Annotated in this window: 17 protein-coding genes and 1 pseudogene; 6 read left to right on the forward strand and 12 right to left on the reverse strand. The window is 42.9% G+C overall.

Annotated elements, in window-relative coordinates; all coding sequences use genetic code 11:
• Positions 1-92 precede the first annotated feature (92 nt).
• Complete coding sequence (locus OCV36_RS08670; RefSeq protein WP_135454790.1) at positions 93-461, reverse strand: ATP-binding protein; 369 nt, start codon at positions 459-461, stop codon at positions 93-95.
• A gap of 273 nt (positions 462-734) precedes the next feature.
• Between OCV36_RS08670 and metA the strand changes: the two genes are divergently transcribed.
• Positions 735-1,676, forward strand: a complete 942-nt coding sequence (gene metA / locus OCV36_RS08675; RefSeq protein WP_017075073.1) for a homoserine O-acetyltransferase MetA — start codon at positions 735-737, stop codon at positions 1,674-1,676.
• A 220-nt stretch (positions 1,677-1,896) separates the two neighbouring features.
• A complete protein-coding gene (gene pilW / locus OCV36_RS08680) occupies positions 1,897-2,646 on the forward strand; it encodes a type IV pilus biogenesis/stability protein PilW (protein ID WP_135454792.1) in 750 nt (249 codons plus the stop codon).
• Between the two features lie 168 nt (positions 2,647-2,814).
• Here the strand turns inward: pilW and rlmF are convergent, their stop codons facing one another.
• On the reverse strand, positions 2,815-4,128 hold the full coding sequence (gene rlmF, locus OCV36_RS08685) for a 23S rRNA (adenine(1618)-N(6))-methyltransferase RlmF (RefSeq protein ID WP_135454794.1): 1,314 nt from the start codon (positions 4,126-4,128) through the stop codon (positions 2,815-2,817).
• Between the two features lie 4 nt (positions 4,129-4,132).
• Positions 4,133-4,630: a YgjP-like metallopeptidase domain-containing protein gene (locus OCV36_RS08690; RefSeq protein ID WP_135454796.1), complete on the reverse strand. Its 498-nt coding sequence runs from the start codon at positions 4,628-4,630 to the stop codon at positions 4,133-4,135.
• A gap of 153 nt (positions 4,631-4,783) precedes the next feature.
• On the opposite strand from OCV36_RS08690, the gene OCV36_RS08695 reads away from it, so the two are divergent.
• Positions 4,784-5,020 (forward strand): glutaredoxin family protein, encoded by a 237-nt coding sequence (locus OCV36_RS08695; protein WP_004734934.1) that lies wholly within the window; start codon positions 4,784-4,786, stop codon positions 5,018-5,020.
• An 89-nt stretch (positions 5,021-5,109) separates the two neighbouring features.
• Here the strand turns inward: OCV36_RS08695 and OCV36_RS08700 are convergent, their stop codons facing one another.
• Positions 5,110-5,982, reverse strand: a complete 873-nt coding sequence (locus tag OCV36_RS08700; RefSeq protein WP_017095361.1) for a LysR family transcriptional regulator — start codon at positions 5,980-5,982, stop codon at positions 5,110-5,112.
• Positions 5,983-6,592: 610 nt separating this feature from the next.
• Positions 6,593-6,826 (reverse strand): annotated as a pseudogene (locus OCV36_RS08705) (LysR family transcriptional regulator); the annotation flags it as partial.
• A 113-nt stretch (positions 6,827-6,939) separates the two neighbouring features.
• Here OCV36_RS08705 and OCV36_RS08710 point away from each other — a divergent pair.
• Positions 6,940-8,139 carry an MFS transporter gene (locus OCV36_RS08710; RefSeq protein WP_135454798.1) on the forward strand — a complete coding sequence of 400 codons (1,200 nt, stop codon included), beginning with the start codon at positions 6,940-6,942 and terminating at the stop codon, positions 8,137-8,139.
• Between the two features lie 84 nt (positions 8,140-8,223).
• Positions 8,224-8,790 (forward strand): DUF1415 domain-containing protein, encoded by a 567-nt coding sequence (locus OCV36_RS08715; protein WP_017075080.1) that lies wholly within the window; start codon positions 8,224-8,226, stop codon positions 8,788-8,790.
• Between the two features lie 16 nt (positions 8,791-8,806).
• Here OCV36_RS08715 and OCV36_RS08720 read toward each other — a convergent pair whose 3' ends face one another.
• Positions 8,807-9,877 carry a sensor domain-containing diguanylate cyclase gene (locus tag OCV36_RS08720; RefSeq protein ID WP_102333263.1) on the reverse strand — a complete coding sequence of 357 codons (1,071 nt, stop codon included), beginning with the start codon at positions 9,875-9,877 and terminating at the stop codon, positions 8,807-8,809.
• A gap of 213 nt (positions 9,878-10,090) precedes the next feature.
• On the opposite strand from OCV36_RS08720, the gene OCV36_RS08725 reads away from it, so the two are divergent.
• Entirely contained in the window at positions 10,091-10,666 is a 576-nt protein-coding gene (locus OCV36_RS08725; protein ID WP_017059167.1) for a nucleoside triphosphate pyrophosphohydrolase family protein, read from the forward strand.
• A gap of 140 nt (positions 10,667-10,806) precedes the next feature.
• Here OCV36_RS08725 and OCV36_RS08730 read toward each other — a convergent pair whose 3' ends face one another.
• The 6 genes from OCV36_RS08730 to OCV36_RS08755 form a co-directional block, all read right to left on the reverse strand.
• Positions 10,807-11,295, reverse strand: coding sequence for a GNAT family N-acetyltransferase (locus OCV36_RS08730; protein ID WP_135454801.1), 489 nt, complete (start codon positions 11,293-11,295; stop codon positions 10,807-10,809).
• A gap of 314 nt (positions 11,296-11,609) precedes the next feature.
• Complete coding sequence (locus tag OCV36_RS08735; RefSeq protein ID WP_135454803.1) at positions 11,610-11,789, reverse strand: hypothetical protein; 180 nt, start codon at positions 11,787-11,789, stop codon at positions 11,610-11,612.
• A gap of 232 nt (positions 11,790-12,021) precedes the next feature.
• Positions 12,022-12,123, reverse strand: a complete 102-nt coding sequence (gene cydX, locus OCV36_RS08740) for a cytochrome bd-I oxidase subunit CydX (protein ID WP_017075085.1) — start codon at positions 12,121-12,123, stop codon at positions 12,022-12,024.
• A gap of 10 nt (positions 12,124-12,133) precedes the next feature.
• A complete protein-coding gene (gene cydB / locus OCV36_RS08745) occupies positions 12,134-13,270 on the reverse strand; it encodes a cytochrome d ubiquinol oxidase subunit II (protein WP_135454805.1) in 1,137 nt (378 codons plus the stop codon).
• Between the two features lie 12 nt (positions 13,271-13,282).
• Positions 13,283-14,869, reverse strand: a complete 1,587-nt coding sequence (locus OCV36_RS08750; protein ID WP_135454807.1) for a cytochrome ubiquinol oxidase subunit I — start codon at positions 14,867-14,869, stop codon at positions 13,283-13,285.
• Between the two features lie 142 nt (positions 14,870-15,011).
• A complete protein-coding gene (locus tag OCV36_RS08755; RefSeq protein WP_167853005.1) occupies positions 15,012-16,442 on the reverse strand; it encodes an aminotransferase-like domain-containing protein in 1,431 nt (476 codons plus the stop codon).
• Positions 16,443-16,476 lie beyond the last annotated feature (34 nt).

The following is a 16,476-nucleotide window of genomic DNA, read 5'->3' on the forward strand; positions in this document are numbered from 1 at the left end:
CAATCTTTACCTTGGAGTTGTTCTATTAATTTAAGTATTGGTCGTGGAGTTTGATTCGTTAGCCAGATGCTCGTTGGCAAAAAAGCACAGGGTTATTCTTGCCAATCTTTCGCCATACGTTTAATCACCGACGGTTCAATATCGTGAATACTACCAAATTGCTCTCTGCAAACTTCGATTATCAAGTTCGCTTTATATTTGAGCGCGAGTTGGCGATAAGCCTTCATTTCCCAGTGCTTAATAAAGGTATTCGATACAACAACATCTAGCCCTTGCTTCAAGCCACTTTCTACAGTGTTCTGACACCACTCATGTGCCTGTTGCAACTGCTTAGGATCAAAACGGTACTCACCTTGCTCATTCACGTAATACATATCGGCTTCAACGTGCAATGCATCGTAGGTTTTCGCTTTTGTTGACTTGCCCGAACCTGGCAACCCTCGAATGAGTATTAACTTCATTTGTCACTTTACAGGCTAATTCGAAAACATGAGTTTATCGTAAATGCTAACCGCTTGCTCTGATAACTACCTAGTTCTACATAACAGAACCAAGCACTTATGCCTTACTCGGGTAGTCGTTAAACATTATAAGACTCCCTCGCCGTCGGAAGGTGGCTTCTGATAGAAAACACAAATAATTTACATCTATCCATTTTGTATATCGACAAGCGTATCAAACTACTATAGATTTAGAAGTATAGACGTCTACATATCTAGCTTAGGGAGAAAGCTGTGCCTATTCGCATTCCAGACCAATTGCCAGCATCCGATGTTCTTCGTGAAGAAAACATCTTTATTATGCCGCTATCAAGAGCATCGACTCAGGAAATTCGTCCACTTCGAGTCTTGATCCTCAACCTAATGCCAAAGAAGATTGAAACTGAAACTCAATTCTTACGCCTGCTATCGAACAGCCCATTGCAAGTCGATGTAGAGCTGCTACGCATTGATGATCGACCAAGCAAAAACACTCCGACAGAGCACCTTGATAACTTTTATCGTCAATTTGAGATGGTAAAAAACCGTAACTTTGATGGACTGATCATCACTGGTGCGCCGCTTGGTCTGGTTCAATTTGAAGATGTTATCTACTGGGATCACCTAAAAACCATCATGGAGTGGGCAAACAAACATGTTACGTCAACTCTCTATGTATGTTGGGCGGCTCAAGCTGGCTTAAAACTTTTGTATGATTTGCCAAAACGCACTCGTAAAGAGAAGCTTTCCGGTGTTTACAGTCATGAGATACACAACCCCTACCACCCTATTTTGCGTGGTTTTGATGATACCTTCTTAGCTCCCCACTCTCGCTATGCTGATTTCTCGCAGGAATACCTTGCTGAACATACTGATCTTGATGTACTTGCGACTTCCGATGTAGCGGGTGTTTATCTGGCATCAACCAAAGACAAGCGAAACGTATTTGTAACGGGTCACCCTGAATACGAGGCTCATACACTTCATCATGAGTACATCCGTGACTTAGGTGAAGGCATGGAACCCGTTATTCCAATCAACTACTACCCGGGCAACAATCCAGATAATAAGCCAGTTGCTAGCTGGCGTAGTCATGGGCACTTGTTGTTCTCAAACTGGTTGAACTACTGCGTTTACCAACAGACACCTTACGATTTGGATCACTTCAGCGAAGAAAACTTCACTAAAGACGATTGAGTAGTACGTCATTTAGGTAACAAATTACTTAGGTGAAAAGTCACTTAGGTAATTCCCAAGAAAGCCGTGTTCAGTAGGTTACAGAAAAACAGTAGGTTATTGATAAAACACCAAATTGGACACGGTTTTTTTATGGTGTTTGAGTCGCATTCCATAACAGATTTACCACTTCGACTAATTCGATTTCATATCATGGGGCTGTGTTCATAAGGAGCTGCACATGCCTGCCAATTCGTTATCGCCAAACCCCATATTATTATCAAGCCTTGCATTAATCCTCTCCCTTTCAATAGTGGGGTGTGTTTCTGTTACAGAAGGGCCACCTAAGATTAAGAGTGATCCTATCGCGATGTCTGAGTCTCGCATCGAATTAGGTTTGGGTTACATGGGACAAGGTAATATGGTGAGAGCACGTGAAAACCTCGAACTGGCGGTCAAGCATGCACCAAGCTATTACCGAGCACGACTTTCGATGGCGCATTACTACGAACAAGTCGGTGAAGTGGATGAAGCGAGAATCACCTATCAGAAAGCGCTTCGTTTAGATTCCCAAAACGGCAACGTGCTCAATAACTACGGTACCTTTCTATGTAAACAAGGTGAATACGATCAAGCCGATAAATACTTCAATCGCGCCATTGATCAGCCCTACTATTATTTAGTATCTGCTAGTTATGAGAACGCTGGATTTTGCGCGTTTAAAGCAGGGAATGCCGATAAGGCTAAGTATTACTTCACTAGAGCCATCGACCATGATCCAAACCGAATAAGATCAGTTCTCCAACTATCAACGATTGAAGTGAATGAAGCTGACTACAACGACGCTCGACTGCGTCTATTCAAATTCCACCAGCGTTATGGTTACCAAGTTCCTTCACTTAAGATCCTAATCGAACTAGAACGCAAAGCCGGTAACAATGCAATTCAAGAAAAGTATCAAAGTAAGTTAGACGAACTGCTTTCGGCTTAGGACACTTGCACTAAAAATAACTAAATAGCCAAATAATCAAAGAACCAAATAATTAAATAGCCAAATAGCCAAATAGCCAAAACAAAAACGGGCTTGTTGAATGTATCAACAAGCCCGTTCATGATTTTAGACGTGAGTTTTGAACCTGTGACTTCAGTTATGAGTTCGCTACTTCAAGTCAATCCACTGCTGACGTTGTTCGTCATCCATGAACGTCCATGCAACAAAACGGCTGACTTTTTGACCTTGTGACATTTCAACCACTTTCACTTGTTTCGCTCTCAGCTTGCCAAGTTCTGAACGGATCATATCAACGTTGTCTTTCTTAGAAATTAGCGTTGTAAACCACAAGACTTGAGTTGCGAAAAGGTGGCTCTCTTTTGCCATCTTTAAGATGAAAGCCGCTTCGCCACCCGGGCACCACAACTCCGTTTTTTGTCCACCGAAGTTCAACGTTGGCTTATCTTGCTTCGCAGACGGCTTTTTCGATTCTGGCTTGAATGATTTACCCGCTTTCTTTGCTCGGTTCGCCGCTAGATTATCTAACTTGCGTTGAGAACCTTGTTCAGCTTCTTCTTGTGAACCATGGAAAGGAGGATTACAAATAGTGACATCGTAACGCTCATTATCCTTGATCACACCTTTGAAGATGGATTCAGAATCGGCTTGTAGACGACTGCGAACCTTACCTTTGAGGTTCGCATTACTTTCTGCAATAAAGTTCGCCGCTTTCACTGAGATAGGATCCACATCCGTACCAGTACAACGCCATTTATACTCTGTCGCACCGATGATTGGGTAGATACAGTTTGCACCAACACCGATATCTAGCGCTTTAACCGAAGCATGGTTATAAGGTTCGCCTTGGCCATCGCTATTCAGAATATCTGCGACTCTGTGGATGTAATCGGCACGCCCAGGAATTGGCGGACACAAGTAGCCTGCAGGAATATCCCAATGCTTCACACCGTAATGATGAGCAAGTAAGGCTTTGTTCAAAAGCTTGACCGCCAGAGGATCGGAAAAGTTCACCGTATCTTCCCCTACAGGGTTCTTAATCAGGTGTTCTTTCAACTCAGGCAATGCCGCGACCAACAGGTCAAAATCGTATCGACCTGTGTGTTGATTTCTTGGATGCAAGCCGCCTTGAGGCTTTTCAGCCGAACGTCTTTTCTGGGCTGCGTTTTTGTTAAACGATGTTTTGTTAAACGGCGTTTTATTCGAACCCGGTTTACCATTGTTATCTTTGCCAAAAGATCGCTTCGATTTGTTGTTGCCCGCCCCTTTTGAAGCCGTATTTTTTCGGCGTTGTTCTGATGTATCTTTTGAAGAAGTACGCTTGTCGCTGCTTGGTTTACCTGTATTTTGCTTAGCATCACCTTGCTTACGGTTACCTTGCTCAGCTTGGTTGCCTTTTGTTTTTGTTGATGAGGTACTGTTTTTCGACAGGCTTAGCGTAGTTCTATTTTGTGATTGGCTCATTGGGCTACTTCTTTAAGTCTAAATACATCATGAATAAACGGGCATCTAACTCAAGTTGATGATATTCCGGCTCCATGTGACAGCATAGTTGGTAAAAGGCTTTATCGTGTTCTTTCTCTTTGATGTGCGCCAGTTCGTGCACGACCAACATTCTGAGTAAAGGCTCTGGGGCATTTCGAAAAACACTCGCGATACGAATTTCATTCTTCGACTTTATCTTTCCACCATGATTCTTTGCCACATAAGTGTGAAGACCTAGTGCATTATTGATCAGGTGGATCTTTCCGTCGTAAATCACTTTGCTAATTGGCGGTGTTTTCTTCATATAGCGATTTTTTATCTCAATCGCATAGTCAAACAAGGCTTTCTCGCTTTTTATCTCGTGATTATCTGGATAGCGAGCTTCAAACCACGGCACTAACTTACCCGACTCAACTAACTGAGTCACCGGGTCGATAATGTGCTTTGGATAGCCTTGGATATATCGCAAAGAAGGATGCATGTAAAAAAACCGTACCAGTAACACCACGACAATACGTTGTGGTCTTGAAATTTGAGCCGCATAGTGTAACTGATCACACTTTTCTAATCACCTAGGATTCGTTACACTTTAGCGAGATTCACCAAGAGCTAGACTCAAAAAGAGATTGTAAAAATGAAACGTGTTGTATTGTACGTCGCAGACAAATGCCCTCACTGTAAAGATGCCCAGCGCTATTTGGACTCTAAAAAAATTGAATATCGTCTAACGAATGCAAAAATGCAGCGTGGTCGTAAAGAATTACAAGCGATGGGTGCTCGTTCTATCCCTGTGCTTAAAATCGGCGATCAAGTGATGGTCGGCTGGAACCAAAAGAACTTCGATAAGATGTATAACTCAAAGAACACCTAACGTGTTCTGAGCCAGTCATACTTCTATACAACAAAGCCCGAATATCCAATCTAGGATGTTCGGGCTTTGTTTATTTAAATCTTACTAAATCACACATACCGCTTAACGAAATCAATAAAGGTTCTGTCGGCTTTCGACAAATACCCTTCCTTTCTCCAGGCCAAAGATAGATTCAGTTTTACAGGGTCTTTAAATGGCACGCCTATCACGTCTTTCTCATATTCCGTCACTAAGCTCAACAGCGCGGTGATCGCAAACTCTTGTTTAACGATAGAAAGAATCATTGGCAATAAATTGGTTTCGAACGCGATGGTCATATCGAGGTTGTACTTCTTACAAGTCGCATCGATAAAATCACGGTGGAAGTAGCCTGATTTGAACATGATCAGCTCTTGAGCAAAGAATTCTTCAAAGGTCATCGAAGGCTGTTGTGCTAACGGATGCTCCTTACCGACAACGGCGACCATCTCAGAACTTAACAGATGATCCGTTTCCAAATCATCAGGAACGTTCTCATGATTAATTACACCAATATCGAGTTCGCCGTTTAACAGCATTTCCCGAATCGAAGCGGTGCCAGCATCAATCAAGGTCAACTTTAGGTTTGGGTATTGGCTTTTAAATGCCATCACGACTTGGGGGAAAAAGTAGCTGCCCATCATACTTGGAGCGCCTAATCGAACCTCGCCTTTTTCTAGCCCCTTTAGTTCATTCATCGCGAGCTGAGCATCATCAAACTGCTGGGCGATTCGCTTTGCATGCTCAAACAGTACCTTTCCCTCTTCCGTTAAGGTGACGGATTTATCGCCTCGACGAAATAGAATCAACTCTAGTGTCTGTTCTAGTTTTTTAATGGAGATACTCAATGCAGGCTGTGCGATATGCAGCGCTTTGGCTGCTTGGGTAAAGTTACCGAACTGAGCGACGGCTAAGAAATGACGAAGAGGTTTTGATTCAAGCATGGCGATATGTTTAATATATAGAGGTGATGTTTTTAATATATTTCTTTAATAAATATTGTACTAACTAACAGATCACATATTGCTAAACATATTATGTTGTTTCTAGTAAAAAGTTAGTTACGAGCATGAGAAGTCGCCATATATCCCATTTGAATTGCCTGTAAGTATAGGCAAACTTACAGGCAACATTTCATAAACCATCAAATAAGAATGGTGTCCTAATTAACGTCCCTTAACCTTGAATACAGTGTAACAATGAACACATATATATTTTTCTTTAATGCCAAACACCTTGTCAATGAACGTCCTCTGGACTCGCACAATCCTTTGCTCTTTACATTTACACTTCATAGATAATAAATCAAAACACCATACTGTTGGTTCGCGGATTATTAACTAACATATGACCCTGGTAAATTCATTTATGTAAAAATCAAACCAAAAACAAGATCAAAATCACAAAACAACCAGAACAATTAGTGACACCGAGCCCATGATTTAAAAAGTTGACACGAAAAACTATTAACTGTTCACAAGAAGACAAAATAGTGTGGATTTAATAAACTAGAGGTCATCGGATAAAATAGCCTCTAAAAAGCTTTCTGAGTTGCTCATCAAATTGCTGAGCAATTCTCTTAGCATGCTCGAACAACACTTTTCCCTCCTCCGTTAAGGTGACGGATTTATCGCCTCGACGAAATAGAATCAACTCTAGTGTCTGTTCTAGTTTTTTAATGGAGATACTCAATGCAGGCTGTGCGATATGCAGCGCTTTGGCGGCCTGAGTGAAGTTACCAAACTGCGCAACAGCCAGAAAATGTCGAAGAGGTTTTGATTCAAGCATGGCGATATATTTAATATATAGAGGTGATATTTTTAATATATTTCTTTAATCACACTTGTGCTGATAACTTGTTCACAAATAGCTTACTAACTCGCGCAGGCACAACGTAGTAAATGTTTGATAAAGGCAGTCCTCAATACAAACGTATCACCCAATCATTGGCGATTGGTTCGTTTATCATTTTCTGTAACCTTTACCTCTTTCAGCCAATCTTGCCGCACATGGCGGAGCACTTCCAAGTATCTGAAACTCAAATCAACTGGCTGTTTGCCGCAACGACTCTTGGTTTATCGATTAGCTTGGTGCCATGGGCTATCGCCTCAGAAACTTTCGGTCGAAAACCTATCATCTTGTTCAGCCTTTTTGCGATTCCTTTGATTGGGCTAAGCATGGTATTCACAACGACTCTGTTGCAACTTGTGATTGCCAGAGCATTTATGGGCATTGCTGTCGCCGCTTTTGCTGGTGTAGCGGTTGCCTATATGGTGGAAGAGTTGTCTCCGAAAGCATTCGCGGTCGCGATTGGTGGTTATATTGCAGCCAATTCGTTGGGTGGTATTTTCGGACGTGTCCTCGGGGGCTTAATCACAGACTATTTCGACTGGCATGCGACTGTGTTGTTTTTTGTGGTCGGCTCCTTAATCGGCGCTCTCTATATTGCATATAGCTTGCCTGACCAACAAAACTTCAAACCACAGAAAGGGTTGTTCTTTCACCATAACCGCTCTGTGGTTCTACATCTAAAGAATCGCACACTGTGGTTAGCAATGCTGATCGGCGGTGCTAACTTCGCACTGTTTGTTAATCTCTATTCGGTAATGGGCTTTCGATTGGTATCTGAGCCTCACTCGGTTCCGGTGGGTTTAGCGTCACTCATTTTCTTATGTTATTTAGCGGGTACGGTAAGTTCCAAGCTGTCTAACCGATGGACAAATCGATTCGATCCTTTAACTGGAATATTAATTGGTGTGTGTATCAGTTTATTGGGGATGTTGATCTCGGCAGTCGACAAAATCCCGTTCATGCTAGCAGGGTTGCTGTTGATTAGCGGCGGAGCTTTCTTCGCCCATACCCTTGCCTACTCTTGGGTGAGTCAAAAAGCACCAAGTGCTAAAGCCACGGCGACTGCGTTATACCTTGTTCACTATTATATTGGCGGAAGCTTGGGCGGGTTCTTGCTCTTGTATTGCTGGCAACTATTCGGTTGGAATGGTGTGATTGCAGGTGGTTCAATCTTCTATATCGTCATATTTACTTGGGTTTATCAGTTAAAACAGCTTCAAATGACTACGTCTAAACTCGCCGAGGCTTGAGTCAGGCCTACGAACGAATCAATTATTACTTTTGATTGGTGGCGGTTCTGATATCCTACGAAAAAATTCAATTCGGAACCTGTTATGTCGAACACTCAAAGCACAGATCTTCAAACCATCCACGACCAAGTAAAACAATGGTTAGACGACGTTGTGATTGGCCTAAACCTGTGTCCCTTTGCTGCAAAACCACAACGAAATAAGCAGATTAAGATCTTTGTGAGTGAAGCAAAAACCGAAGAAATGTTACTTGAAGATATCATGACGCATTTCGTTGAGTTAGATAACACGCCAGTTGCTGAATTAGAGACGACTTTGGTGGTTGTCCCTAACATGCTGCAAGATTTTTTCGACTACAACATGTTCATTGATTGGATTGAAGCACTGATCAAGCAGGAAGATTGGGAAGGTATCTATCAAGTCGCCACCTTCCACCCAGATTACTGTTTTGGTGGTGCCGATCCAGAAGACGATGAGAACCTAACAAATCGCTCTCCTTATCCGGTTTACCATTTGATTCGCGAAGCGAGTATGGAGAAAGTGTTAAAGCACTATCCGAATCCAGAAGCGATTCCTGATACCAACATTGCAAGAGTTGAATCTTTAACACCAGCGGAACGTCGTCAATTGTTTCCTTATCTGTTCAGTTAATCGCTAACAAAATGGCTCATATTCCTGAGCGTTCTTGATGATATGGACGAGAAATGAACTGATCTCGTCCATTTTGTTTCGCAATATACAGGCATTCATCGGCAACTTTGATGAGCTTATCTAACGCCGACATCCTTTCCCCTTTGGTATCCCCTGTACTCAACTCAAAATGACACGCACCGATTGATATAGTGACAGGCTTTCTATCCAGTGTGATTTTCTTCATCTCTTGCAAAAGAGTCATGAACTTATCTTCAACACAACTTGGTGTTTTATTTGGGTACCAAAGAATGAACTCCTCGCCACCAAAGCGCGCCACAAACTCACCTTCTTGAGTGTTATTGCTCAGCACGTTCGCCACTTTCTTTAAGACAACATCACCCATTTGATGACCGTAAGTATCATTAACGACCTTAAAGAAATCGATGTCGACAACCGCTAAGGTTCCCTTTCCTAAAGATCCTTTTAACTGCTCCACTTCTGCGTTCAACGTTTTGAACAAGCAACGTCTATTCGGTAAGTGTGTAAGAGGGTCATAAAGAGCTTGGTACTCTAACTTCTCATTCAGCTCTTTGAGTTTTCGTTCTTGCTGTCTTCTAACCAGCTCCACTTCAATCCATGATGCCATTAGTCTCATCACGTCGACATCGAACTCTTTGAACTCGCGATGATAGGGGGCTGGGCTTGAAAAGTTTAAAGTGCCATAAAGCTCATCATTAACGAAAATCGGGATGCCAATATAAGACTCTAAACCAAAAGACTGGTAAGCGGGATGCGTCGCATACTTATCGTGTTTGCCACAATGCTCAATGCAGATAGGACCAATCGATTTACATGTAATTTCGCAATAGGTTGAACGATAATCGAAGGTGTCACCGCTATTGAGTTCAACCCCTTCTGGCGTAACACAGTGCTCGACTAAATAAGAATTACCCTCGACTTTAGATAAAATACCGATATCAAGGTTGAAGCGTTCAAGCCCCATGATAAGCAGCTGAGCGATCTGAATATCGAAGCCCTTCCGGTAATCATTGGTGATTTGATACAAGCGACGTATAACAATTTCGCTTTCACTGGCTTGGTTCATAACTGGGATCCCACTGCAGCCGAAGTTAATGGCAACATTAATATTTGGTATATTAAGAAGAGTAAAGTGTAAAAAAACATAATAATCAATTGGTTTGTATGCAAAATACCTCATTGGTCCAATGAATAAAAGTCGACTTCTTCGACTTTGCGTTAGCACCCTATTCCTAGCTTTGGTAAAATAATCCATTAACGAAACAGAATGGATAGGAAAATGAACCTTTCTCAACTAAGCCAAGAAATCTACGATCACCTTTACCGCGACATTGAAGAGTTCCGCAGTACTTTTGATCTGCCTGTTGCTGCTCCTGAAACAATGGACGAAAAAGGCGATACGCTACATACCTCTCTAGCGATCGAAGAACTAACAGAACTTGCAGAAGCTGACTCTAAAATCGAACAAGCGGACGCTATCGTAGACAGCGTTTATGTTTTGATGGGACGTCTGGTTCACCTTGGCCAAGCTAAGGTTGAAGACAACCTAGCAATCAGCTACCTGATCGACCTACTGTTGAATGTTTCTAAAAACCGCTCAATTGACTTCTTACCTTGCTGGGACGAAGTACACTCAAGCAACATGAGCAAAGTATGTCGCAACGAAACTGAATATGCTGAAACAGAAGCTTTCTATGCTGAGCAGAACATCAAGCTGATGGCGGTTCAAAAAGGCGAATACATCATCGCTAAGTGTGCGGAAGATTTCGTATCGGAAGGCAAGACAGTTCGCCAAGGTAAAGTACTAAAATCTGTACACTACCGTCCTGCGAACCTTGAGCCACTAACGGCTTAGGCGAGTCTTTTAGCTTTCTAAATCATTAATGTTTTAGCGAGGCAAAACAACAAACGCCACGTTACGATAACGTGGCGTTTTAATATCTATCGTTTTATTTTCTGTGTTTTCTCGTTCTTGAAAACGTCACAGTGTTACCACTATACCAGTCGCGCCATATGATAAACCGCTACATATTCACCATTTCTAAAGGCAAACCCTGCCGACTCCCCTTCAATAACAAAACCGAACTTCTTGTAGAGATTGATGGCTCTTTCATTGTCGGTGTACACCGTTAGCTCCAGTCGTTTGATGTTGATCCAGTTATCACACAAGTCGATTGCTGTCGCGAGCAGTTGACTCCCAACGCCTCTGCCTAACACATCGTCTTTAACACCCATACCGAATGAAGCTACATGTCGCCTTCTCGGGTTTACACACACTTCCATTCCTAAATTCCCAACAATCTCCTCGTCGATCAATGCAACATAAGAGTACACATTGTCAGGCATATTTGAGATTCGTTTCTGCCAGCTTTCCAGAGATGGGTTTGGGAGTTGCAGCGTACCGGTATAAGCATTAGTGCATTCGTAGACTTCTTTTATTCCCTTTGCATCTGACGGTTCAGACCGTCTCACTATAATACTCATCGCAACTCCTACTATTATTCTTCACTAAATATGAAACACATCCTTCATGTGCACCTAGACACACTAACAAATAGTAAATATTTAACAATAGGTTAGCCGGAATTGTTTTTAATAGAGCTGATATGAGAATAGGCGTAGATGATCTGAAGAGGACGTTGATTTGAGGAATAAAAACGAGTTGAGCTGGAAGAAATTCGGTATGGGCACCTTAATTGTGCCCATATCTTGAAACCTATGGAGTTGGTTTACTTTAGTTCATCATTCTTTGGTTGATCACTTCCTGATTAATTATGAACTAGCTAATCTTGATCGAGTTAATCACGCTCACATTGAACTTGCATGACTTTTAGATCGGCGGTGTTTAGTTTCTCAGCTAGTGCTGCACCTTCTTCATTACATTGCTCAAGAGTCGTAAATTGGGTGTTAACTTCCATTCCTGCTGTGCTGTCAGCGCCACCCATCATTAGGCTTAGAATCAGTGTTAGTTCGTACATAAAATAATCCTCTTTAGAGTAATTAAAGCGTCCATTCGAATAAGATAAAGTGACTAGAATCCGCCCTAATTCACTTGTTTCGTTTGAGATAATTCTAGTCATTCACTCGATTCGAGTCTTACCATTTTGTGCCAAACGAAAACATACCCCTAAACTAAAAAAGACCAAAAGCCTGCGCTTCTGGTCTCTTATTCTAAGTCTGACTTATCTAAGCTCGTTTAGTTAATACAACTTAAGGTTCAATTTCTGAATCGCTTTTCTCTAAGCTAACGACATTCAATATTGCAAATGCAGAGGCTAGAAATAAGCCTAATATCCAAACAAAATACCACATGAGAAACTCCTTAATACAGTGAATGGCCGTTCCGTTCGACATACTCGGTATCGAGTCGTCCAAACATAGTTCGGTAGCTGAAAGCGGTATAACAAAGAATGATGGGTACCATCACAAATGCCACGCCTGTCATGATGTTCAAGGTCAGTTCGCTCGATGTTGAATCCCACAGCGTTAGGCTATTACTCGGGTTAACGCTAGACGGGATAATGAACGGGAACATCGAGAAACCCGCCGTTAAGATGATGCAAGCGTTAGTCAGGCTTGAACTAATAAAAGCAATCGCATCCCACTTCAACCTTGCGCCAATTAAAACCAGTAATGGAATAGTCACGCTGCCGATCGGTGCAAACCACATCCAAGGGTACGTATCGAAGTTGGTTAACCAAGCGCCTGTTTGTGTGATGACTTCTTTGTTCAAAGGATTCGAAGCCGAGCTATGATCCATCGCACTGACTATCACATACCCGTCAATATGGTTTATCGCCATACAGCCAATCACCATAAGGAAAGCGACAAATACAGCACTCGCCTGCGTCACTGTTCTTGCCTTTTTGTACACTGCGTCTGTGGCTTTCATCATCAACCACGCACCGCCTTGTAACAGCGCCATCAATAACCCGACTAGACCACACAAAAGCGCGAATGGGTTGATCAAATCGATAAACGAACCATGGTACTCAACCATCAAGAAACTATTGAGCGTAAAAGGTAAGCCTTGCATCAAATTGCCAAACGCCACCCCAAACAAGATAGGTGGGAAGAAGCCTGAGAAAGAGATTGCCAAGTCACATACTTGTCGCCACTGATCGCTGTCGATCTTTGCTCGATACTCAAGCGCCAAAGGACGCAACCACAATGAAATAAGCACCAAATACATCGCCACATAAAGGCTTGAAAACGATGTCGCATAAACCAGAGGCCAAGCCGCAAACAACGCACCACCTGCGGTAATTAACCACACTTGGTTGCCGTCCCAATGGGGCGCGATAGAGTTAATCATGACTCGTCTTTCAGCGTTCGTTTTACCAATAAACGGTAACAACGCCCCCACCCCCATATCAAAACCATCGGTGATCATAAAACCAATCAGCAGTACACCAATCAGAACCCACCAAATTAAACGCAATGTGTCATATTCGAACATCAGTCAGTCACCTTATTGTTGAACTTGTTGTGCCAATTTGGCTTCAAGTGAAGTTGTATTTTGTTCATAGTGATAGCGACCCGTTTTTAAACTGCTTGGGCCTTTTTTAGCCACGGTAATCATCAAGTAACTTTCAACAATGATAAATACGGTATATAGGCTGATAATGAGAGCAAGAGACGTAAGCAGGTTTTCAACGGTTTGAGAAGAAGCCGCGACGGTCACAGGAAGAATTTCACCTACTGCCCAAGGCTGACGGCCGTATTCCGCAACAAACCAGCCAGCTTCAATCGCAATCCAAGGTAATGGAATCGACCATAGCGCCGCTTTCAGTAGCCAAGGCTTTTGCGTAATGTTTTTACGGTAGGTTTGAAGGAAGGCCGCACCAAAGACAAACAACATAATGAAGCCACAGCCCACCATGATTCGGAATGACCAGAAAAGTGGCCAGACAGTTGGAATGGAATCATCTGCCGCTTGTTGGATTTGCTGTTCAGTCGCATCGGTTACGGTATCTGTGTAACGCTTAAGCAATAAGCCATAGCCGAGATCGTGCTTAGTTTGATCGAAAGCTCGTTCTGTCTCATGTGAGGTATCACCAGATCGCAAACGCTCTAGCAATTCATAAGCAATGATTCCGTTACGAATACGGACGAGGTGCTGGTCACGTAGGTCATGAAGACCAGTGACTTGCTCATCCAAAGATCGCGTTGCAATAATTCCCATCACATAAGGGATTTTGACCGCGAAGTCGGTTTTGCCCTCTTCTTGGTTTGGTAATCCAAACAAGGTAAACGCCGCAGGTGCAGGTTCTGTATGCCATTCCGCTTCAATTGCAGCGAGTTTCACTTTTTGAACGTCACCCAGTTCATAGCCCGACTCATCACCTAATACGATCACCGAGATAATAGAAGCAATGCCGAACGAAGCTGCAACAGCAAACGAACGTTTTGCAAAAGCAATGTCTCGCCCTTTCAACAAGTAGTAAGAGCTCACACCAAGGATAAACATCGAGCCACAGGTATACGCTGAGGCCACTGTATGCAGGAATTTAACTTGTGCGACAGGGTTAAGCACGACTTCGGCAAAGCTGGTCATTTCCATACGCATAGTTTGGTAATTGAACTCTGATCCAATTGGGTTTTGCATCCAACCATTGGCAACCAAAATCCATAGTGCAGAGAAGCTTGAGCCCAGAGCCACCAGCCAAGTCACCATAAGGTGTTGGCGTTTCGATAGCCTTTCCCAACCGAAGAAGAACAATCCAACAAAGGTGGATTCTAGGAAGAACGCGACAAGCGCTTCGATGGCTAAAGGTGCACCGAAAATATCGCCGACATAGTGAGAATAATATGACCAGTTAGTGCCGAACTGGAATTCCATGGTTAAGCCTGTCGTGACACCCAAGGCAAAGTTAATGCCGAACAGTTTGCCCCAGAAGCGGGTCATGTCCTGATAGATTTGTTTACCGGTGAGTACATAGATCGACTCCATGATCGCCAGTAAGCACGACATACCGATAGTCAGAGGGACGAAAAGAAAGTGGAACATAGCGGTTAGCGCAAACTGTAAACGCGACAATTCAACTACATCAAACATTTAAGCTCCAAACATCATAATGATGGCTTTCATATTAAGAATTGGAGCGTATTTCAGCACAGTTCTCACGAACCAAACTAGAACAGATTGATTATTAAAAAACAGAACAGATTTACTTATTAGACGAACGACTGGTCAGAGTTTAGCTGCAACTATTGGCTTGCAATTCCATTGTCTGAATCAAGCCGCCTAGCGTACGAATGGCTTCTGCTATTTTGGCGTCACAAGCATACGAACAGTTGAGACGAATGTGATGAGAGAACTTTTTATCACTGCTGAATATGATTCCCGGAGCGACAGAGATGTTTTGTTCAAGGGCTAGTTCATACAACTTCTCAACACAAACAGAGTGAGGCAGTTCTATCCAAATGAAGTAGCCACCTTGGCTTTTATGCACCATCGCACTTGAAGGTAAGCTAGATTCTAACAATGCAATATGTGCCTTCTTCCTTTCATTCAAAAGCTTGCGAAGTTTTTTAAGATGGTTGTCATAACTATAAAACGTCAGGTAGTGAGACAGTCCAAGTTGGATAGGAATACTGCTCGACAGCGTCGAAAGGTGCTGCAATCTCTGAATCTTTAGCGCTTGTTTCCTTGCAACTACCCAACCGATTCGAAAGCCGGGCGACAATGATTTGGAAAACGAACCACACAACATGATTTGCTCGCCAGTGTCATAGGCTTTAGCAGGCAAAGAGCTTTGATTACCGACGTGAAGATCTCGATACACATCGTCTTCGATCATCGGGATCTTATGTTGGTTCACCAACTCGGCCAATCGCTGCTTGTTTCCATCACTCATCGAATAGCCTACTGGGTTTTGCGACTCTGTCATAAACCAGCACGCTTTGATGTCCATTGAAGCGAACACCGACTCTAACACATCTAAATCAATCCCTGTTGTCAGGTCTGTTGGAATCTCAACAGCCGTCAGGTTTAACCTTTCAATAGTCTGTAACACACCGTAAAACGCAGGGTACTCTATCGCGACCAAGTCACCCGGCTCGGTACAGGATTGCAGGCATAAGTTAAGTGCCTCCATCGCCCCAGACGTGATCACAATATCGTCGGGCAATACATCTAGCCCACCAGTTTGATAGCGCTGAGCGATTTGCCTGCGTAAAGTTTCACTGCCCGGTGGCAAATTAGTAAGCATGCTGTTATCGGGCATTTGGCGGCTGGCATTGGCTAAACTGCGCGACAATGCTTGATGCGGAAACAAAGCAGGATCTGGGAATGCCGAGCTAAGTGGAATGATGCTAGGGTCTTTGGCACGTTGGAGCACATCGTAAAGCAAATCACTAATTTTAACAGGATACGGCTTGATGGCTTTTTGTTTTGAATGATCTGAAACGAACACATTTCTGCGCGGTAACACGAAATAGCCGGACTTGGGCTTTGAGCGCACATAGCCTTGATCCTCAAGCTGCTGATAGGCTTGCAGTACCGTCTCGATACTGAGTTTATAGCGCTTACACGCATCTCTAATTGATGGGATCTTCTCACCACTCAACCAGATGTTTTGCTCTATCTGATTCTTAATTGTATTGGCGAGTATCTGTGATTTTTTCATCAAAAAGTTCTTTCTTATCCAGTGCGCTTAAGCC

Origin of the sequence: Vibrio echinoideorum (assembly GCF_024347455.1) — a bacterium.
Lineage (GTDB): Bacteria > Pseudomonadota > Gammaproteobacteria > Enterobacterales > Vibrionaceae > Vibrio > Vibrio echinoideorum.